The sequence below is a fragment of the Rathayibacter sp. AY1E8 genome (assembly GCF_002931415.1).
Classification (GTDB): Bacteria; Actinomycetota; Actinomycetes; order Actinomycetales; family Microbacteriaceae; genus Rathayibacter.
This window is the reverse complement of the sequence record NZ_PSVI01000002.1, coordinates 44,577-60,507: the sequence shown is the minus strand read 5'-3', so window position 1 is coordinate 60,507 and position 15,931 is coordinate 44,577. Positions and strand designations below refer to the sequence as shown.

Genomic DNA, 15,931 nt, shown 5'->3' with positions numbered 1-15,931 from the left:
GTGTGTGAAAACTACCGGCGCTTTCGCGTTACCGCAATACGAAAGTCGGGGAACTTCAGGCTTCCCGTCGGCAGGCATGTACGCTGACCGTGACAAGAGGGGGAGCGATGACGGGGTACTCCACCGGCGAGGCCGGTTCGCACGTGGCCGACGTCCTCGCGCTGTTCCGCGAGCAGGGCGAGATCTCGCGCAACGCGGCGATGGAGCAGACGGGGCTCTCCCGCTCCACCGTCAACCAGCGCCTCGCGACCCTCGTGGAGCTCGGCCTGATCGCCCCCACCACCGGCGGCGAGTCGACCGGCGGGCGCCCCTCGAGCATGTTCGCGATGAACCTGGTCGGCACGGTGTTCCTCACCGCCGACATCGGGGCGAGCGGATTCGTCGCCGCCGCCTGCGACCTGCGCGGCACCCCCCTCCGGCACGAGAGCGGCGTCGTCGACGTCTGGGAGGGACCGGACGCCGTGCTCTCGCTGGTGCTCGCCGCGTTCGAGCGGCTGCAGCAGGGCGACGCGGTCGCCGGCATCGGCGTCGGAGTCCCGGGGCCGGTCGAGTTCGCCGCCGGGCGCGTGCGCAATCCGCCGATCATGACCGGCTGGGACGACTTCGACATCGCCGGCTACTTCGCCCAGCCCTACGAGGGCGTGCAGGTCGTCATCGAGAACGACGCGAACGCCCGCGCCCTCGCCGAGTCGCGCCACCACGGCTCCGACAACCTGATCAGCCTGAAGCTCGGCACCGGCATCGGCTCGGGCCTCGTCTTCAACGGAGCGACGATCCGCGGAGCCGTCGGCGCGGCCGGCGACATCGGCCACACCCGCGCGGTCACGGGCACGGTCGACGCGGATCCGCTGCCCTGCCGCTGCGGCAACGCCGGCTGCGTGGAGGCGTATGCGAGCGGCTGGGCCCTCGTCCGCGACCTCTCGGCCGACGACCCCTCGATCAAGCACGTCGCCGACGTCACGGCCCGCGTGCTCCGCGGCGACATGCGCGCCACCCAGGCGGTGCGCCAGGCCGGCCGCGTCCTCGGCGAGGCGGTCGCCGACCTCGTCAACATCCTCAACCCGCGGACCATCGTGATCTCGGGCCAGCTCGGCGACTGCGGCGAGGTGCTGATGTCGGGCCTGCGCGAGCGCGTCTACCTGCGCACCCACCCGCTCGCCACGCGGCACCTGACCATCCACACGTCGGACCTGGGCGAGCTGGCCGGCGTGATCGGCCTCGCCCTGACGACAGCCGACCAGGTCTTCAGCCGCGAGCGCTTCGACCGCGAGGCGAGCGCCGAGAGCCCCCGCGCGGCGGCCGCCGCGAGCTGAGCGGGAGCGCCCGGCAGCGGCGGGACCGGCATGAGCGACCCCCTCCGCCCCGCGCACTGTTACGCCCGGCGACGAAGGGTTACGCCGGGCGACGCGGGCCGGGACGGGCGGGCCCGCGGTGCTCCATCATCGTGTCCGGGACGACGCGGAGAGGCCGCGGCCGCCCGACCCGTCCGAAGGAACGCGATGATCCGGCTCGAGCAGCTCAGCAAGTCGTACGGTCCGGCGACCGTGCTCGACCGCCTCGACTTCTCGGTCGCGACCGGCGAGATCTTCGCCGTCGTCGGCCCGAGCGGTGCGGGCAAGAGCACGCTCGCCGCCTGCGTGAACCTCCTCGAGCGGCCCACCTCGGGCACGGTCGTCGTCAACGGGGAGGCGCTCTCGCAGCTCTCGGAGGAGCGGCTGCGCGTCGCCCGCCGCCGCATCGGCACCGTCTTCCAGTCCGACGGACTCTTCAGCCGCCGCACGGCCGAGCAGAACGTGGCCCTTCCGCTGGAGTACCTCGGCGTCACCGCCGCCGAGACGAAGCGCCGCGTCGCGGAGCTGCTCGAGCGCGTCGGCCTCTCGGACCGCGCGCGCTACTACCCGCACCAGCTCTCCGGCGGTCAGCGCCAGCGCGTCGGCATCGCCCGCGCGCTCGCCCTCCGCCCCTCGGTGCTGCTCTCGGACGAGGCCACCTCAGGCCTCGACCCCGCCTCGACCACCGCGATCACCACGCTCCTGAAGGAGCTGCGCGACGACCTGGGCCTCTCGATCCTCTTCATCACCCACGAGATGGAGACGGTGCGCCAGGTGGCCGACTCCGTCGCCCGCCTCGACCACGGCCGCATCGTGGAGTCGGGGCGCCTCGTCGACCTGCTGCGCGACCCCGCGTCCCCGCTCGGCCTCGCCCTCAACCCGGTGCGCCCCTCCGTCGCGCCCGGCCCGGGTCTGGGCGAATGGGTGGTGGGCTACTCCCGCTCCGGAGTGCCGACCGACTGGGTCACCCGGCTCGCGGAGGCGGTCGGCCCCGTCTCGCTGCTCGGCGCGGCGATCGAGACGGTGGACGGGCAGGCGGTCGGCCACGCGACGATCGGGCTCGGCCCGGTCGACGAGGCGCGGCTCACCCGTGCGGCGGCCGAGCTCGGCCTGTCGGTCCGGCCCGCCGGCGTGCGCGTCCTCGCCGAGGAGGTGGCGGCATGATCCTCCACCTCGACAACAAGGTCCCGCTCGAGCAGATCCCCGCGCTGGTGCTGCCGGCGCTCGGCGAGACGCTGATCATGGTCGGCATCGTCATGGCGATCGTGGTGCTGGTCGGCGTGCCGCTGGGCGCTCTCGTGCACAACCTCGCTCCGGGCGGGCTGGCCGAGAACCGGGCCGCCCACCAGGTGCTCAGCGCCGTCATCAGCGTCGGCCGCTCGCTGCCGTTCCTCATCCTGATAGCGTCGATCATGCCGTTCACGCGCCTGATCACCGGCACCAACATCGGGATCGCGGCCGCCGTCGTGCCGATGTCGATCGCGGGGATCGCCTTCTTCACCCGGATCGTCGAGAACGCGCTGCGCAGCGTGCCGCTCTCGCTCACCCGCGTCGCCCGCGCCTCCGGAGCGTCGCGGCTGCAGGTGGTGCGGACCGCCCAGCTGAGCGAGGCGGTTCCGCAGATCATCGGCGGCCTGACGATCAACACGATCGCGATGATCGAGTACTCGGCGATCGCCGGCACGATCGGCGCCGGGGGCATCGGCTATGTCGCGGTGACCTACGGCTACCAGCGCTTCGACACCACCGTCATGCTCGCCACCATCGTGATCCTGGTCGCCACCGTCGCGACCGTGCAGCTCACCGGCGACGCCCTCGTCCGCGCGACCACGCCCGGCGCCTCCCGCTCGCGGCGAGCGCCCCGGGTCGCGGCCGCCGTCTAGAACCACCACTCCTCCTCCTGCGCCCTCGGGCGTCCCTCCCGCGCGCCCGCGCACCCCCTCTTCGAAAGGCACCGCCATGTCCACTCCCGACGACCTCGGATTCGATCTCAAGAAGAAGCGCCGCTGGCCCTGGATCGCCGGAGCGGCCGTCGTCGTGGTCGGCGTCGCCTCCGCGATCGCCGTCCCGCTCCTCTCCCCCGCCGTCTCGGCCAACGAGCAGGAGGGCGCGACGCTCTACGTCGCGACCGCCGAGGGCAACGCCTCCGAGCAGGCCCTGGTCGACTTCGTCGCGGAGGAGGTGGCGCCGCGCTACGGCATCACCGTCGCCTTCAAGGGGCTCTCGGACAGCAACACCATCAACCGCGCGGTGAGCGAGGGCGAGGTCGCGGCCACGGTGTACCAGCACAAGCTCTGGCTGGGACAGGTGCTCGAGGCCAACCCCGACTTCGAGGAGGAGGCGGCCACCCCCGTCTTCCGCTGGGGCTTCGGGCTCTGGAGCGACAAGTACTCCGACGTCTCCCAGATCCCCGACGGCGGCACGGTCTCGCTCTACTCCGATCCCGCCAACGAGGCGCAGGGCCTCTGGCTGCTGCAGAACGCCGGCCTGATCACGCTGAAGCCGGGCACGGAGCCGGGCACCGCGACCCAGGACGACATCGCCGAGAACCCGAAGAACCTGCAGTTCACGCTGCTCGACTTCGCCGCCCAGTCGCGCGCGCTGCCGGACCTCGACGCGGCCGTCGGCTACACCGAGTACTACCTCGCCGCCGGCATCCCGATCGAGCAGCAGATCTTCGCCCCGCAGGCCCCCGACGACTTCGCCGGGCAGCTCACCATCGGCTCGAAGTACCGCGACACCGAGAACGTGAAGAAGCTCGTCCAGGCCTTCCAGGACCCGGCCGTGCAGGAGTTCCTCGCCACGGACGAGACGGTGAAGGGGATCCTGCTGCCGATCGACGGCTGAGCAGGGCCGGAGCGACGGGGTCGCCTGAGGAGTCGCGCGCGGCTTCTCGGGCGACTCGGCGTCTGCGGACGTAGCGTGGGCTCATGAACACGTTCACTCTCCACAACGGTGTCGAGATCCCCGCCCTCGGACTCGGCGTCTTCCAGACTCCGCCCGACGAGACCCGCGCCGCCGTCGCCGCCGCGCTCGACGCGGGGTACCGGCACATCGACACGGCGGCGGCCTACGGCAACGAGCGCGAGGTGGGCGAGGCGATCGCCGGCCGCGACGACGTCTTCCTCGAGACGAAGGTGTGGATCAGCGACTACGGCTACGACGAGACGCTGCACGCCTTCGACAAGAGCGCGGGCAAGCTCGGCGTCGAGCGGATCGACCTGCTGATCCTGCACCAGGCCCTGCCCGAGGCCTTCGACCGCACCCTCGACGCCTATCGGGCGCTCGAGCGGCTGCTCGCCGACGGGAGGGTGCGGGCGATCGGCGTGAGCAACTTCATGGTCGAGCCCCTCACCCCGCTGCTCGCCGAGACCGACGTCGTCCCCGCGGTGAACCAGCTCGAGGTGCACCCGTACTTCCAGCAGCGGCGGGTCGAGCGCTTCGGCTGCGAGAACGACATCCTCACCCAGGCCTGGTCGCCGATCGGCGGCATCACCGCCTACCGCGACTCCCCGCGCCGCAGCTTCGACGACCCGGTGCTCCTCGAGCTCGGCGCCAAGTACGGGAAGACGGCCGCGCAGGTGATGCTCCGCTGGCACCTGCAGGAGGGCCGCCAGGTCATCCCGAAGTCGACCCGCCCCGAGCGCATCGCCGAGAACATAGACGTGTTCGACTTCGCGCTCTCCGGCTCGGAGCTCGCAAGGATCGACGCCCTCGAGGCCGGCGTGCGCGGCGGACCGGAGCCCGAGGCCGTGACGCTGGAGGCGTACGGCCGCGACATCCCCGAGGCCTGAGGAAGGCGCCCGCGACGGGAACACCGGAGCCGTCGCGGGCGTTGCCCTCACCATGAGCGTTCCCCTCTCCATCCTCGACCTCGCCCCCATCGCCCCCGGTGAGACCGCTCGCGACAGCTTCGCCGCCTCCGTCGCCCTGGCCCAGGAGGCCGAGCGCAACGGCTACCGCCGCGTCTGGTACGCCGAGCACCACAACATGGCGAGCATCGCCTCCAGCGCGACCTCTGTGCTCATCGCGCACGTCGCCTCGCAGACCTCCACGATCCGCCTCGGCTCCGGCGGCGTCATGCTGCCGAACCACTCCCCGCTCACCATCGCCGAGCAGTTCGGCCCCCTCGAGACGCTGCACCCGGGCCGGATCGACCTCGGACTCGGCCGCGCCCCCGGCAGCGATCAGGCGACCTTCCGCGCGCTCCGCCGCGACCCCGACTCCTCCGAGCGCTTCCCGCAGGACGTGCTGGAGCTGCAGGCGTTCCTCGCCGGCGAGTCCCGCATCCCCGGAGTGAGCGCGACGCCGGGCGCCGGGACCCGCGTCCCCCTCTACATCCTCGGCTCCTCGCTCTTCGGCGCGCAGCTCGCGGCCGCTCTGGGCCTGCCGTACGCGTTCGCCTCGCACTTCGCTCCGGACGCGCTGCACCAGGCCGTCGCGGAGTACCGCCGCGGCTTCCGCCCCTCCGAGCAGCTCGACGCGCCCTACGTGATCGCCGGGATGAACGCCATCGCCTCCGACACCGAGGAGGACGCGCAGGAGCAGTTCGCGCAGATGAAGCGCGCCCGCCTGATGATGCTGCTGCGCCAGAGCGGGCAGATCCCCGTCGGCCAGACCTTCGACGACAAGGAGCTCGACGCCCTGCTCAGCGCCCCGATCGGCGCCCACGTCGCGAGCATGACCACCTACACCGGTGTCGGCACCGGCGACCAGGTGGCCGACTACGCCGCCGACTTCGCCCGCTCCGCCGACGCCGACGAGGTCATCGTCGCCCACGCGTCGCTGCAGACGGAGGCGCGCCTGCGCTCGGTCGCTCTCCTCGCGCAGTCGAACGCGCGCGTCGCCGCCTGACGGGCGGGCGGCCGAGTCCGTCGGTGCCGCCGCACGGGCCCCGCGCGCGACCGGAGCCGCGCATCGGCGGGCGTGCGGCGCGCATCGGCGGACTCCTGTGAAAGTGAGCCTCTAACGGGGGCCACCTCACAGGGGGCGACCTCGGGAGGAGCGCGTCCGCGGTGCCAGGCTGAGCCCTGTGTCGACGATGACGGGCAAGCGGCGTGAGCCCGGGGACAGCCCTGCGCGGTCAGCGGCCCTGCTGCTGCGGGTCTGCGCGGGCGACCGGACCGCCTTCCGACAGCTCTACTCGCTCACCGCGGGCAGGGTCGTCTCCGTCGCGGACGCCGTGCTCGACGACCGCGCCGCCGCCGAGGAGGTCGCGCAGGAGGTCTACCTCGAGCTCTGGCGCACTGCGCGCTCGCTCGACCCGGGACGTCCCGTCCTCGCCTTCCTGGCCCAGGTCGCGCACCGCCGGGCCGTGGACCGTGCCCGTGCGGACCGGTCGGCGCGGCGCCGGGAGCTGCAGTACACGGTCCTCGACCGGCCGCGCGATCACGAGTGGGAGCGCTCGGACGTCCGGCTGGCCCTGGCGCCCGCGGCCGGCGCGATCCGGCAGCTCGCCGCCATCCACCACGACGTCCTCTACCTCGCCTACGTCCGCGGGTACAGCCACTCCGAGATCGCGGAGGAGCTGTCGATCCCGCTCGGCACCGTCAAGACCCGGCTGCGCGACACCCTCATCCGCCTGCACACCCACCTGCAGTCCGCCGGCCCGGCGGACCCGGACGGCGGACCGGGACGGCGCATCCGGCACTGACCGATGGCGCGGACGCCTCTGCACCACCGGGGTCGCACGCTTCCGGACCGTGTCCGGCCCGCTCAGCCCGCCTGCGTCGCGCCCGAGACCGCGAGCCCGACGATCACCGTCAGCACCGTCGTCCACAGCGCGATCGCGACGCCCTGCCAGAGCAGGATCCGCCCGCGGCCGACTCCGGCGCCCGCCAGCATCACCGCGGTGAAGTGCGTCGGGAGCAGCAGCGGCCCCAGCAGGCTCACGCCCGGGACGCCGTAGCGGGTGAAGGCCCGCTGGAACTTCTCGCGCCGCGGAGACGTCCGCTTCGCCTCCGAGCGGCCCGTGATCGCCGAGCGGACGCCGGTGCCCAGCAGCACGAGCAGCGCCACGCAGACGAAGTTGCCGATCGCCCCGGCGAGCCCGGCGACGACCGGGTGGATGCCGCCGATGATCCCGATGCTCGCCGCTCCCTCGCCCTCGATGAAGGGGACGGCCCCGGCCGCGGCGACGACGAGGGGCTGCACGAGCTCGGGAACGCGGCCGATCAGGTCCTGGAATCCGAGGATCGCGTCGCTGATGATCGTCATGGTCGTGCCTTCCGGTACGTGGCCCCGGCTCTCGGGACTCCTCCATCCGACCGTGTCCGCGCCCGCTGCGGCAGTGCCGCCGGGTCACCGCGTCCCGGGAGGATCGACGGCCCGAGGGGTGACAAGTGTCATGGTCGTAGCCTGGGCCGCATGGTGAACTCGACCGAGGCGGATCCGCCCGTGCGCGCGGGCCGCGGCGTCGCCGTGACCTGGTGGTACACGCTCGCGTCGGCCGCCTCCTTCGTGGTGATCGTCCTGGCCGTCTGGTCCGTGGCGGTGCTGAGCGCCGAGGCCGAGGAGTGGCGGAAGGGGGCCTACTTCCTGGGCGCGGCCGCCTGGGTCGCGGTGTTCTCGCCGACCGCGCTCGCGTACCGGCGCGCCGACCGCGAGGGCCCGGTGCGCCTCCGGGCCGCGCCGACCCTGGTCTTCTGCCTCGGAGTGGCGGCCGCCGCGCTCACCGGCACGGCCGCCGGGAGCCTCGCGCTCGGGCTCTCGCTCGCCGCGACCCTGGTCGCCGTGCTGCCCTGGCAGAGCGGGGTGCGGCTCCGGGTGATGGTGCTCTGCACGATCGTCCTCGCGGTCGCGGCGGTGCTCGAGCAGACGCGCGCGGCGCCGGACGCGTCGGCCGCGCTCTCGACCCTCCTGCTGTTCGCGACGCTGCTGCCCCTGACGGTCGTCAGCGCGCTGTGGTGGTGGGACATCGTCCGCGAGCTCGACCGGGCGCGCGCCGCCGAGGGCCGGCTCGCCGCCGCCCAGGAGCGCCTGCTGCTCGCCGGCGACGTGCACGACCTCCAGGGGCACCACCTCCAGGTGATCGCGCTGCAGCTCGAGCTCGCCGAGCGCCTTCTCGGCAGCGACCCGGAGGCCGCTCTCGAGCAGCTGCGCGCCGCCCAGCGCTCGGTCGACGGCGCCCGCACCGGCACCCGTGAGCTCGCCACGCGCTTCCGCAGCGTCCCGCTCGCCGACGAGCTGGCCAACGCCGCCGACCTGCTCCGCTCGGCCGGGCTCCGCGTCGAGCTCGAGGTCGACTCGGCGACGGCTCACGCGCCTGCCGAGACGCTCGGGCCGGTGGTCCGCGAGACGACGACGAACATCCTCAAGCACGGCGGCGGCTCCAGCGCGCGGCTGCGGCTCGCGCGGGAGCAGGACGAGTGGCGGTTCGAGGCGGTGAACGACCTGGCACCGGACGCGGAGGAGGCGGACGGGACCGGCTCGGGCGTCCTCGGCATGGCGGAGCGGGTCGAGCGGGCAGGGGGGACGCTGCGCGCCGGGGCGGTCCGCCGCTCCCTCCAGCTGGACGCGCGCCTCCCGGTGGGGAGCGACTCGTGATCCGGGTGCTGATCGCCGACGACGAGGACATGATCCGAACGGCGCTGCACGCGCTCCTCCGCCTCGAGGAGGACCTCGAGATCGTGGGCGAGTGCCGCGACGGCGAGCAGGCGGTCGCGGAGGCGCTGCGCCTGCAGCCCGACGTGTGCCTGTTCGACGTCGAGATGCCCGGGCTCGACGGGATCGAGGCGGCGGAGCGGCTGCGCCGGGTCTCGGCGACGCGGGTCGTGGTCGTCACCCGGCACGCGCGGCCGGGGGTCCTGCGGCGAGCGCTCGGAGCGGGCGTCAGCGGCTTCCTGCCGAAGTCGCGCCGGGTCGAGGACGTCGCCGAGGTGATCCGTCAGGTCGCAAGCGGACGCCGCTACGTCGATCCGGAGATCGCCGCCGACGCCCTGGCGAACACGCGCAGCCCGCTGACCGACCGGGAGCTCGACGTGCTCAGCGCCGGCTCCCGCGGCGAGACGATCGGCGAGATCGGCGCGGCGCTGCACCTCTCCTCCGGCACCGTCCGCAACCACGTCTCGTCGATCCTCCGCAAGCTCGACGTCGACACCCGCCAGCGCGCGGTCATCGAGGCCCGCGAGCGCGGCTGGATCTGAGCGCAGGCGCCGCGACGGCAGCCACTCCGCAGAAGTCGTCGCACTCGCGCTCGAGTGCGACGACTTCTGCGTTCTCGCGAGCGCCGCTGGGTCAGGCCGTCGGCGTCCAGATCCGCATCGTCGACGGTCCGCGGTTCGCCCAGCGGTGGTACGGCCGGAACTCCGCCTCGAAGCGGCGCCCCTCCTCCACCGGCACGGAACCGTAGGGCCAGCCGGGAGCCGCCTCCCGCGCCACCAGGGACACGCGCGCTCCCTCCGCCGTCACGACGGGCGGCACCGAGGCGTCGACCGCGATGTGCTCGGTGTCCAGGCCCTCGGGCAGGTCGAGCGACTCGATCGCCAGCACGAACGGCCCGCGCTCGAGGGCGACCTGGCCGCGCACCGCGTCGATCCGGGGGTGCGGGGCGACGAAGCGGGCCGTCATCGGCAGCGAGAGCCGCACGGTGTCGCCGGCGGAGAACGCCCGGCGGACGGTGACGGTCGGCGTCGAGACCGGCTCGCCGTCGAGCAGCGCCGAGCCCCGCGCGAACGGCGGCACCCGCAGCGTCAGCGCGAACTCCGCGTCCTCGAGGATCCGCACGACGATCTCGCCGTCGGCCGGGTACTCCGTCTCGACGCGCAGCGCGACGCCTCCCGTGCGCACCTCGTACGCGCCGTACTGGTGGAGTTGCACCCCGTCGTCGGTGGCGGTCGCGAAGCCGAGCTCGACGCTCGCGAGGGTGCGGGCGGTGTTGGTCGGGCAGCACGAGACCCAGAACCAGGGCGCGCGGAGGCTGGACTGCGCGCGGTCGGTCTCGCGCGACTCGTCCGGCGCCACTCCGTCGACGCGCTGCTGCAGCGTGTTCGTGTAGAAGAAGGCGCGGCCGTCGTCGCGGGTGGCGGGGAGCACCGCGTTCAGCAGCGTCCGCTCCATCAGGTCCGCGTAGCGGTGCTCGTTCGAGCCGAGCAGGAGCCGCCAGCTGAGCATCGTGGAGCCGATCGCCGCGCAGGTCTCGGCATAGGCGCGATCCGGCGGCAGCTCGTAGTCGGCGCCGAACGCCTCGTCCTGGTGGTGCGAGCCCATCCCGCCCGTGACGTAGGTGCGCCGCTCGACGGTCGCCTCCCACTGGCGGCGGACCGCCTCCTCCAGCTCGGCGTCGCCGGTCTCGACCGCGACATCGAGAGCCCCGGAGGCGAGGTAGAGGGCGCGCACCGCGTGGCCGCGCAGCACCTCCGCGTCGCGCACGGGCACGTCGTCCTGGAAGTACTCGGCGCCGAACGCGATCGGCTTCAGCGTCCCCGTCCCGCGCCGCTCCACGAAGAGGCGGGCCAGCTCGAGGTAGCGCTCCTCCCCCGTCGCCCGCGCCAGCTCGGCGAGCGCCGGCTCGATCTCGGGGTGGCCGCACACGGCGACCCTCCCCTCGGGCCCGAACTCGCGGTGCACGTGGTCGGCGAGGCGCCGGGCGACCTGCGGCAGGAGGTCGTCGTGCCCGGTGCGGAGCCGCGCCACGGCGGCCTGGATCAGGTGCCCGAAGCTGTACAGCTCGTGGCCCCACTCCAGGTCGGAGTAGCGCGCACGCTGGCCGGGCCGGCCGAAGCTCGTGTGCAGGTAGCCGTCCGGGTCCTGGGCGGAGGCGACCCGCGCGACGAGGTCGTCGTACCGCTCCTGCAGCCCGGTGTCGTCGCTCCGGCCGAGCTCCCAGGCCATGGCCTCGAGGAGCTTGTAGACCTCGGAGTCCACGAACTCGATGCCCGCGTGCGCGTCGCCGCCCTCGGCGGACGAGATCGAGCCGTCGGCAGCGCGGTCGAAGTTGCCGGCCCAGCCGACGCGCTCGATCCACGAGCGGCAGTGCTCGATGACGGCGGAGGAGTTGAGGTCCTGGTAGTGCTTCCAGAAGCCGCCGGTGAGGCTGATCTCGTCCTGGCGGAGCGGCCGGAGCACGCTCCGCGAGGGGGCGACCGGGCCGCCGAGGGCGGTGGCGGTGGGGGCGGTGAGGGTCACGGTGTCTCCTTGGAGGGACGGGTCAGTCCTTGACGGCGCCGGCGGTGACTCCCGCCGAGACGTACCGCTGGGCGACGACGAGGAGGACGGCGGCCGGGAGCGAGGCGACCACGGCGGTCGCCATGATCGAGTTCCACTCCTGGTTGTTGTTGCCGATGTACTTGTAGATGCCGAGGGTGATCGGCTGGAGCTTGCCGCCGCTGTCGAGCGTCGAGGCGAAGATGAAGTCCGACCAGGCCCAGAGGAACGCGAACAGCGAGACGGTGACCACGGAGTTGCGGCTGATCGGCATGATCACCGAGGTGAAGGTGCGCCAGGCGCTCGCTCCGTCCATCCGCGCCGCCTGGGTGAGCTCGTCGGGGATCCCCGACATGAAGGCCGTGAAGATCAGCACGCCGAACGGCACCGCGATGGTGGAGTCGGCCACGATCAGGCCCGGGATCGAGTTGAGCAGTCCCAGGTTGAGGTAGATGGCGTAGAAGCCCATCGCCATGATGATCGCCGGGATCATCTGCGCGATCAGCAGCACGAACGAGAGGGCCTGCCCGCCGCGGGGCCGCAGCTTCGCCAGCGAGTAGGCGGCGGGAGCGGCGATCGCCACGGTCAGCAGCACCGTTCCGAGGCCGACGACGAGGCTGGTGCCCAGGTAGGGCAGCTGCTCGCTCAGCACCGCCTGGTAGCCGGTGAACGTGGGCGAGAACGGGAACCAGTCCGGCGGATCCTTCCGCATCGAGCCGGTCGGAGTGAGGGAGACGTTGATCATCCAGTAGACGGGGAACAGCATGACCGCCGTGAGGGCGATCCCGACCACCGTCAGGTACCAGGGGCGGCGGGCGGTCACGAGTCGGCCTGCTTCCGCTGGACCCGGATGTACACGAGGCCGAAGACGAGGGCCAGGATGATCAGCAGGTTGCCGACGGCCGCGGCCGGTCCGAAGTCGGGCAGCATCGAGCCGAAGCCGAGCTGGTACGTCCAGGTGGCGAGCGTGGTCGAGGAGTCGGCGGGGCCGCCCTTCGTCATGATCCAGATGATGTCGAACACCTTCAGCGTGTAGACGAGGCCGAGCAGGATCGTGATCGCCGACACCGGCCGCAGCAGCGGCAGCGTGATCCGCCAGAACTGCTGGGCGCCGGTCGCGCCGTCGAGCGAGGCCGCCTCGTAGAGGTCCTGCGAGATGTTCTGCAGGCCGGAGTAGAGGATCACCAGATTGAACGGGATGCCGATCCAGATGTTCGCGATCAGGACCGCGATCAGCGAGGTGGTCGGCGAGGTGAGCCAGTTGATCTGGCCGATCCCGAACGACTCCAGGAACGCGTTCACGATGCCGGAGTCGCTGTTGAGCATCCACGACCAGGTCGAGGCCGAGACGATCAGCGGCAGGAGCCACGGCACCAGGAACAGCGCCCGGAGCGTGCTCGCGAGCGGGAAGCGGCGGTAGAAGAACACGGCGAGCGCCAGCCCCAGCGTGAACTGGAAGAGGAGCGAGACGCCGGTGAAGATCGCCGTGTGCAGCAGCGCCGGGCCGAAGGTCGCGTCCTGGAACACCTGGACGTAGTTGTCGAACCAGACGAAGGGCGCGTTCCCCTGCACGAACGAGCGGACCGTGTAGTCCTTCAGGCTCAGCTCGAGGTTGCGGTAGAGCGGGAACGCGTAGAAGACGAGCAGGTAGGCGACGAGCGGGGCGAGGAACGCCCACGCGACCAGGCGGCCGCCCTCGGGGCGCCGGCGGCGCCGACGGCTCTCGGCGGCCGGGGCGGGCGGGGCCGGCGGCTCGGTGCCGCGCCGCAGGAGGCGGGCGGTCTCGGTGGCAGTGGTCATGGTCTCTCCCGTCCCCCCGGCCGGTGCGCGGAGCACCGGCCGGGGGGACCTCGTTCGGGGAGCGGGAGCCCCCGGTCGTCCTACTTCGTGGCGGATTCGGCGGCCGACTGGGCGGCCTTCAGGGCGTCCTCGGGAGACTGCGAGCCGCTGAGCACGGTCTGCACCGCGCCCCACAGCTGCTCCGAGATCTTCGGGTACTTCGTGCCGAGGTCGTCCGAGGTGCGGCCCTTCGCGGCCTGCACGGCGGTGACCCACGGCTCGAGGTCGGCGTTGCCGGCGACCTGCTCCTGCTGCGCCTCGGCCGTCGGCGCGATGTACGAGAGCGTGTTGTCGGTCGTGACCAGGCTCTCCGTCGAGGTCAGGCACTCGGCGATCTTCTTCGAGGTCTCGTAGCGCGCCGTGTCCGACTGCACCGGGAGGGTGAGGAACTCGCCTCCCGTCGGTGCGGGGGCCGCTCCGCCGTCCTTCGACGGGATGGTCAGGACGCCGTAGTCGATGCCCGAGGCCTTCGCGTTGGCCAGCTGCCAGGTGCCGTTCTCGCCGAACGCGTACTCGCCGGTCTCGAACTCCTGCCAGCTCGTGGTCTGCGTGTTGCCGATCACAGAGTTGGGCGCGTAGCCCTTCTCGAGCCAGTCGCTCCAGAGCGAGACGGCGTCGACCGCGGCGGGCGAGTCGAGGTCGGTCAGCTCGGCGCCGGAGCCCCAGAACCACGGCAGGAACTGGAAGGTCCCCTCCTCCGTGCCGATGCCGGAGAACGTGATGCCCTTGCCGCCGGAGGCGGTGACCTTCTCGAGCGCGTCGGTCAGCCCGGCCCAGTCGGTGATGGAGGCGGCGTCCACGCCGGCCTTCTCGAGCACGGCCTTGTTGTAGTACAACGCGAGCGTGTTGGCGCCGATCGGCACGCCGAAGGTGTCGCTGCCGGTCTGGCCGGCCGCGAGGATGTTCGCGTCGATCCCCTCGGTGGAGAGCCCGGACTCGGCGGTCGTGGTCAGGATGCCCGACTCCGCGAGCGTCGAGACAACGGGGTTGTCGACGAGCAGGAGGTCGGGCGAGTTGCCCTGCTGACCGGCGAGCAGCGCCTTGTTGGTCAGGTCGGTGGTGTCGTAGCCGGTGCGCTCGACGGTGACGCCGGCCTCGGTCCCGCAGGAGTCGATGAGCTTCGCCCAGTCGGACGACTCGTCGAACTGGGGGTACGGGTCCCAGAACGTGTAGCTGCCTCCCGCGGCGGAGCCGGAGTCTCCCCCGGAGCCGCTCGCGCAGCCGGTCAGTGCGGCGGCGGCCGTCCCCAGCAGGACGGCGGCGGCGAGGCCCCGAGCGTGCTTCCTCGTCTTCACGGATGATCCCTTCGTCGTTGACGGATTCCTCGGCAGTCGTCCCGATCGTCTGCGCCGGGCCGAAACTACTTTTTGTCGGGTAAACCTAGGCAGGGGCGGTCAGCGCGTCAAGAGATGCGACCTTTTCGGTCTTTTCGGTTTTTCGCCGGAGTCGTGCGAGGATCGACGCGGCGGCCCGCCGGGCCCGGAACGGAGGCGCGGTGCCACCACGCAAGCCCACCGGCACCATCACGCTCACCGACGTGGCGGCCGCCGCCGGCGTCTCGATCGCCACAGCCTCCAAGGCGCTCAACGGCCGCGACCAGGTGCGCGCCGAGACCCGCCAGCGCGTGCTGGACGCCGCCGAGGCCCTCTCCTTCACCCCGAACCCGTTCGCGCAGGCCCTCAACTCCCGGCGCACGGGCACCATCGGGATGCTCACGAACGACCTCGACAACCGCTTCGTGCTCCCCGTGCTGCTCGGCGCCGAGGACGCGTTCGGCGCCGGATCGACGTCGGTGCTCCTCTGCGACGCCCGCGGCGACTCGATCCGCGAGCAGCACCACATCAAGAACCTGCTCGCCAAGCGCGTCGACGGGATCGTGGTGCTCGGCCGGACGACGAACCCGCGCCCCTCGATCACGCGCACCATCCCGGTGCCGGTCGTCTACGCCTATGCGCCCTCGGAGGATCCGCGCGACTCCTCCTTCACGCCCGACAACGTGCAGGCCGGCGTCCTCGCCGCCCGCCACCTGATCGAGCGCGGACGGACGAGGCCCGCCCTCCTCAACGGCGAGCCGCGCTACACCGCCGCCCACGCCCGCGCCCGCGGCCTCGAGCAGGCGCTGACGGAGGCGGGGCTGCCGCTGGTCGGCGGCGGCGTCCTCTTCGGGCAGTGGTCCGAGAGCTGGGGCCGCCAGTGCGCCGAGACGCTGCTGCGCGCGCATCCGGACCTCGACGCGATCATCTGCGCGAGCGACCAGATCGCCCGCGGCACGCTCGACCACCTGCGCGAGACCGGCCGGCGGGTGCCGCAGGACGTGGCCGTCGTCGGCTTCGACAACTGGGACCTCCTCGTCGAGGCCGCCCGCCCGCCGCTCTCGAGCATCGACATGATGCTCGACACGCTCGGCCGCGCCGCCGCGGAGGAGCTCTCGAACGCGATCCACGGACGTCCGACCGCAGGCGTGCAGGCCATGCCCGTCCGCCTCGTGCCGCGGGAGTCCTCCGGCTGACGCCCCCGCCCTCCGCGAGAACGCGGACGTCGTCGCACTCGAGCTCCGGAACGACGACCCCTGCGTTCCCGCGACGTGCCGACCGGGGCTCGCGGAATCGGATGTTGAC

At 72.6% G+C, this 15,931-nt stretch carries 15 protein-coding genes; 10 read left to right on the top strand and 5 right to left on the bottom strand.

All coding sequences use genetic code 11. The annotated features are described in order from the left end of the window. Positions 1 to 107: 107 nt before the first annotated feature. The 7 genes from C5C74_RS01150 (at position 108) to C5C74_RS01120 (ending at position 6,984) form a co-directional block, all read left to right on the top strand. On the top strand, positions 108 to 1,313 hold the full coding sequence (locus C5C74_RS01150; protein WP_104350833.1) for an ROK family transcriptional regulator: 1,206 nt from the start codon (positions 108 to 110) through the stop codon (positions 1,311 to 1,313). Positions 1,314 to 1,499: 186 nt separating this feature from the next. Further along, positions 1,500 to 2,495 (top strand): methionine ABC transporter ATP-binding protein, encoded by a 996-nt coding sequence (locus tag C5C74_RS01145; protein WP_104222709.1) that lies wholly within the window; start codon positions 1,500 to 1,502, stop codon positions 2,493 to 2,495. After that, positions 2,492 to 3,214: a methionine ABC transporter permease gene (locus tag C5C74_RS01140; RefSeq protein ID WP_104350832.1), complete on the top strand. Its 723-nt coding sequence runs from the start codon at positions 2,492 to 2,494 to the stop codon at positions 3,212 to 3,214. Before C5C74_RS01145 ends, C5C74_RS01140 begins: the two co-directional genes overlap by 4 nt. A gap of 76 nt (positions 3,215 to 3,290) precedes the next feature. Continuing rightward, positions 3,291 to 4,178 (top strand): MetQ/NlpA family ABC transporter substrate-binding protein, encoded by an 888-nt coding sequence (locus C5C74_RS01135; RefSeq protein ID WP_104225807.1) that lies wholly within the window; start codon positions 3,291 to 3,293, stop codon positions 4,176 to 4,178. A gap of 83 nt (positions 4,179 to 4,261) precedes the next feature. After that, complete coding sequence (locus C5C74_RS01130; RefSeq protein WP_104350831.1) at positions 4,262 to 5,125, top strand: aldo/keto reductase; 864 nt, start codon at positions 4,262 to 4,264, stop codon at positions 5,123 to 5,125. A gap of 52 nt (positions 5,126 to 5,177) precedes the next feature. Beyond that, positions 5,178 to 6,185, top strand: a complete 1,008-nt coding sequence (locus C5C74_RS01125; protein WP_104350830.1) for an LLM class flavin-dependent oxidoreductase — start codon at positions 5,178 to 5,180, stop codon at positions 6,183 to 6,185. A 187-nt stretch (positions 6,186 to 6,372) separates the two neighbouring features. After that, on the top strand, positions 6,373 to 6,984 hold the full coding sequence (locus C5C74_RS01120; RefSeq protein ID WP_244229683.1) for a sigma-70 family RNA polymerase sigma factor: 612 nt from the start codon (positions 6,373 to 6,375) through the stop codon (positions 6,982 to 6,984). A gap of 62 nt (positions 6,985 to 7,046) precedes the next feature. Here C5C74_RS01120 and C5C74_RS01115 read toward each other — a convergent pair whose 3' ends face one another. Then, complete coding sequence (locus C5C74_RS01115; RefSeq protein WP_104222703.1) at positions 7,047 to 7,547, bottom strand: small multidrug efflux protein; 501 nt, start codon at positions 7,545 to 7,547, stop codon at positions 7,047 to 7,049. 150 nt (positions 7,548 to 7,697) lie between these two features. On the opposite strand from C5C74_RS01115, the gene C5C74_RS01110 reads away from it, so the two are divergent. Both C5C74_RS01110 and C5C74_RS01105 read left to right on the top strand, forming a co-directional pair. Further along, positions 7,698 to 8,876: a sensor histidine kinase gene (locus C5C74_RS01110; RefSeq protein WP_104350829.1), complete on the top strand. Its 1,179-nt coding sequence runs from the start codon at positions 7,698 to 7,700 to the stop codon at positions 8,874 to 8,876. Continuing rightward, the gene (locus C5C74_RS01105; RefSeq protein ID WP_104350828.1) at positions 8,873 to 9,475 is read left to right on the top strand and encodes a response regulator transcription factor; all 603 of its coding nucleotides are present in this window, start codon (positions 8,873 to 8,875) and stop codon (positions 9,473 to 9,475) included. The genes C5C74_RS01110 and C5C74_RS01105 overlap by 4 nt, the downstream gene beginning before the upstream one ends. Before the next feature lie 91 nt (positions 9,476 to 9,566). Here C5C74_RS01105 and C5C74_RS01100 read toward each other — a convergent pair whose 3' ends face one another. The 4 genes from C5C74_RS01100 to C5C74_RS01085 all read right to left on the bottom strand — a co-directional run bounded on the left by C5C74_RS01100 (position 9,567) and on the right by C5C74_RS01085 (position 14,608). Then, a complete protein-coding gene (locus tag C5C74_RS01100) occupies positions 9,567 to 11,456 on the bottom strand; it encodes a glycoside hydrolase family 127 protein (RefSeq protein WP_104350827.1) in 1,890 nt (629 codons plus the stop codon). A gap of 22 nt (positions 11,457 to 11,478) precedes the next feature. Beyond that, positions 11,479 to 12,297 (bottom strand): carbohydrate ABC transporter permease, encoded by an 819-nt coding sequence (locus C5C74_RS01095; protein WP_104222699.1) that lies wholly within the window; start codon positions 12,295 to 12,297, stop codon positions 11,479 to 11,481. Next, positions 12,294 to 13,274: a carbohydrate ABC transporter permease gene (locus C5C74_RS01090; protein WP_104309306.1), complete on the bottom strand. Its 981-nt coding sequence runs from the start codon at positions 13,272 to 13,274 to the stop codon at positions 12,294 to 12,296. The genes C5C74_RS01095 and C5C74_RS01090 overlap by 4 nt, the downstream gene beginning before the upstream one ends. Positions 13,275 to 13,354: 80 nt before the next feature. Then, on the bottom strand, positions 13,355 to 14,608 hold the full coding sequence (locus tag C5C74_RS01085; RefSeq protein ID WP_104225801.1) for an extracellular solute-binding protein: 1,254 nt from the start codon (positions 14,606 to 14,608) through the stop codon (positions 13,355 to 13,357). 200 nt (positions 14,609 to 14,808) lie between these two features. Between C5C74_RS01085 and C5C74_RS01080 the strand changes: the two genes are divergently transcribed. Next, positions 14,809 to 15,822, top strand: a complete 1,014-nt coding sequence (locus C5C74_RS01080) for a LacI family DNA-binding transcriptional regulator (RefSeq protein WP_104350826.1) — start codon at positions 14,809 to 14,811, stop codon at positions 15,820 to 15,822. The last annotated feature ends 109 nt before the right edge of the window (positions 15,823 to 15,931 follow it).

What these genes read in the sequence shown, in the direction of transcription:
- C5C74_RS01150 (WP_104350833.1), top strand. Translation starts at nt 108, where the DNA reads ATGACGGGGTACTCCACCGGCGAGGCCGGTTCGCACGTGGCCGACGTC.
- C5C74_RS01145 (WP_104222709.1), top strand. Translation starts at nt 1,500, where the DNA reads ATGATCCGGCTCGAGCAGCTCAGCAAGTCGTACGGTCCGGCGACCGTG.
- C5C74_RS01140 (WP_104350832.1), top strand. Translation starts at nt 2,492, where the DNA reads ATGATCCTCCACCTCGACAACAAGGTCCCGCTCGAGCAGATCCCCGCG.
- C5C74_RS01135 (WP_104225807.1), top strand. Translation starts at nt 3,291, where the DNA reads ATGTCCACTCCCGACGACCTCGGATTCGATCTCAAGAAGAAGCGCCGC.
- C5C74_RS01130 (WP_104350831.1), top strand. Translation starts at nt 4,262, where the DNA reads ATGAACACGTTCACTCTCCACAACGGTGTCGAGATCCCCGCCCTCGGA.
- C5C74_RS01125 (WP_104350830.1), top strand. Translation starts at nt 5,178, where the DNA reads ATGAGCGTTCCCCTCTCCATCCTCGACCTCGCCCCCATCGCCCCCGGT.
- C5C74_RS01120 (WP_244229683.1), top strand. Translation starts at nt 6,373, where the DNA reads ATGACGGGCAAGCGGCGTGAGCCCGGGGACAGCCCTGCGCGGTCAGCG.
- C5C74_RS01115 (WP_104222703.1), bottom strand. Translation starts at nt 7,547, where the DNA reads ATGACGATCATCAGCGACGCGATCCTCGGATTCCAGGACCTGATCGGC.
- C5C74_RS01110 (WP_104350829.1), top strand. Translation starts at nt 7,698, where the DNA reads ATGGTGAACTCGACCGAGGCGGATCCGCCCGTGCGCGCGGGCCGCGGC.
- C5C74_RS01090 (WP_104309306.1), bottom strand. Translation starts at nt 13,274, where the DNA reads ATGACCACTGCCACCGAGACCGCCCGCCTCCTGCGGCGCGGCACCGAG.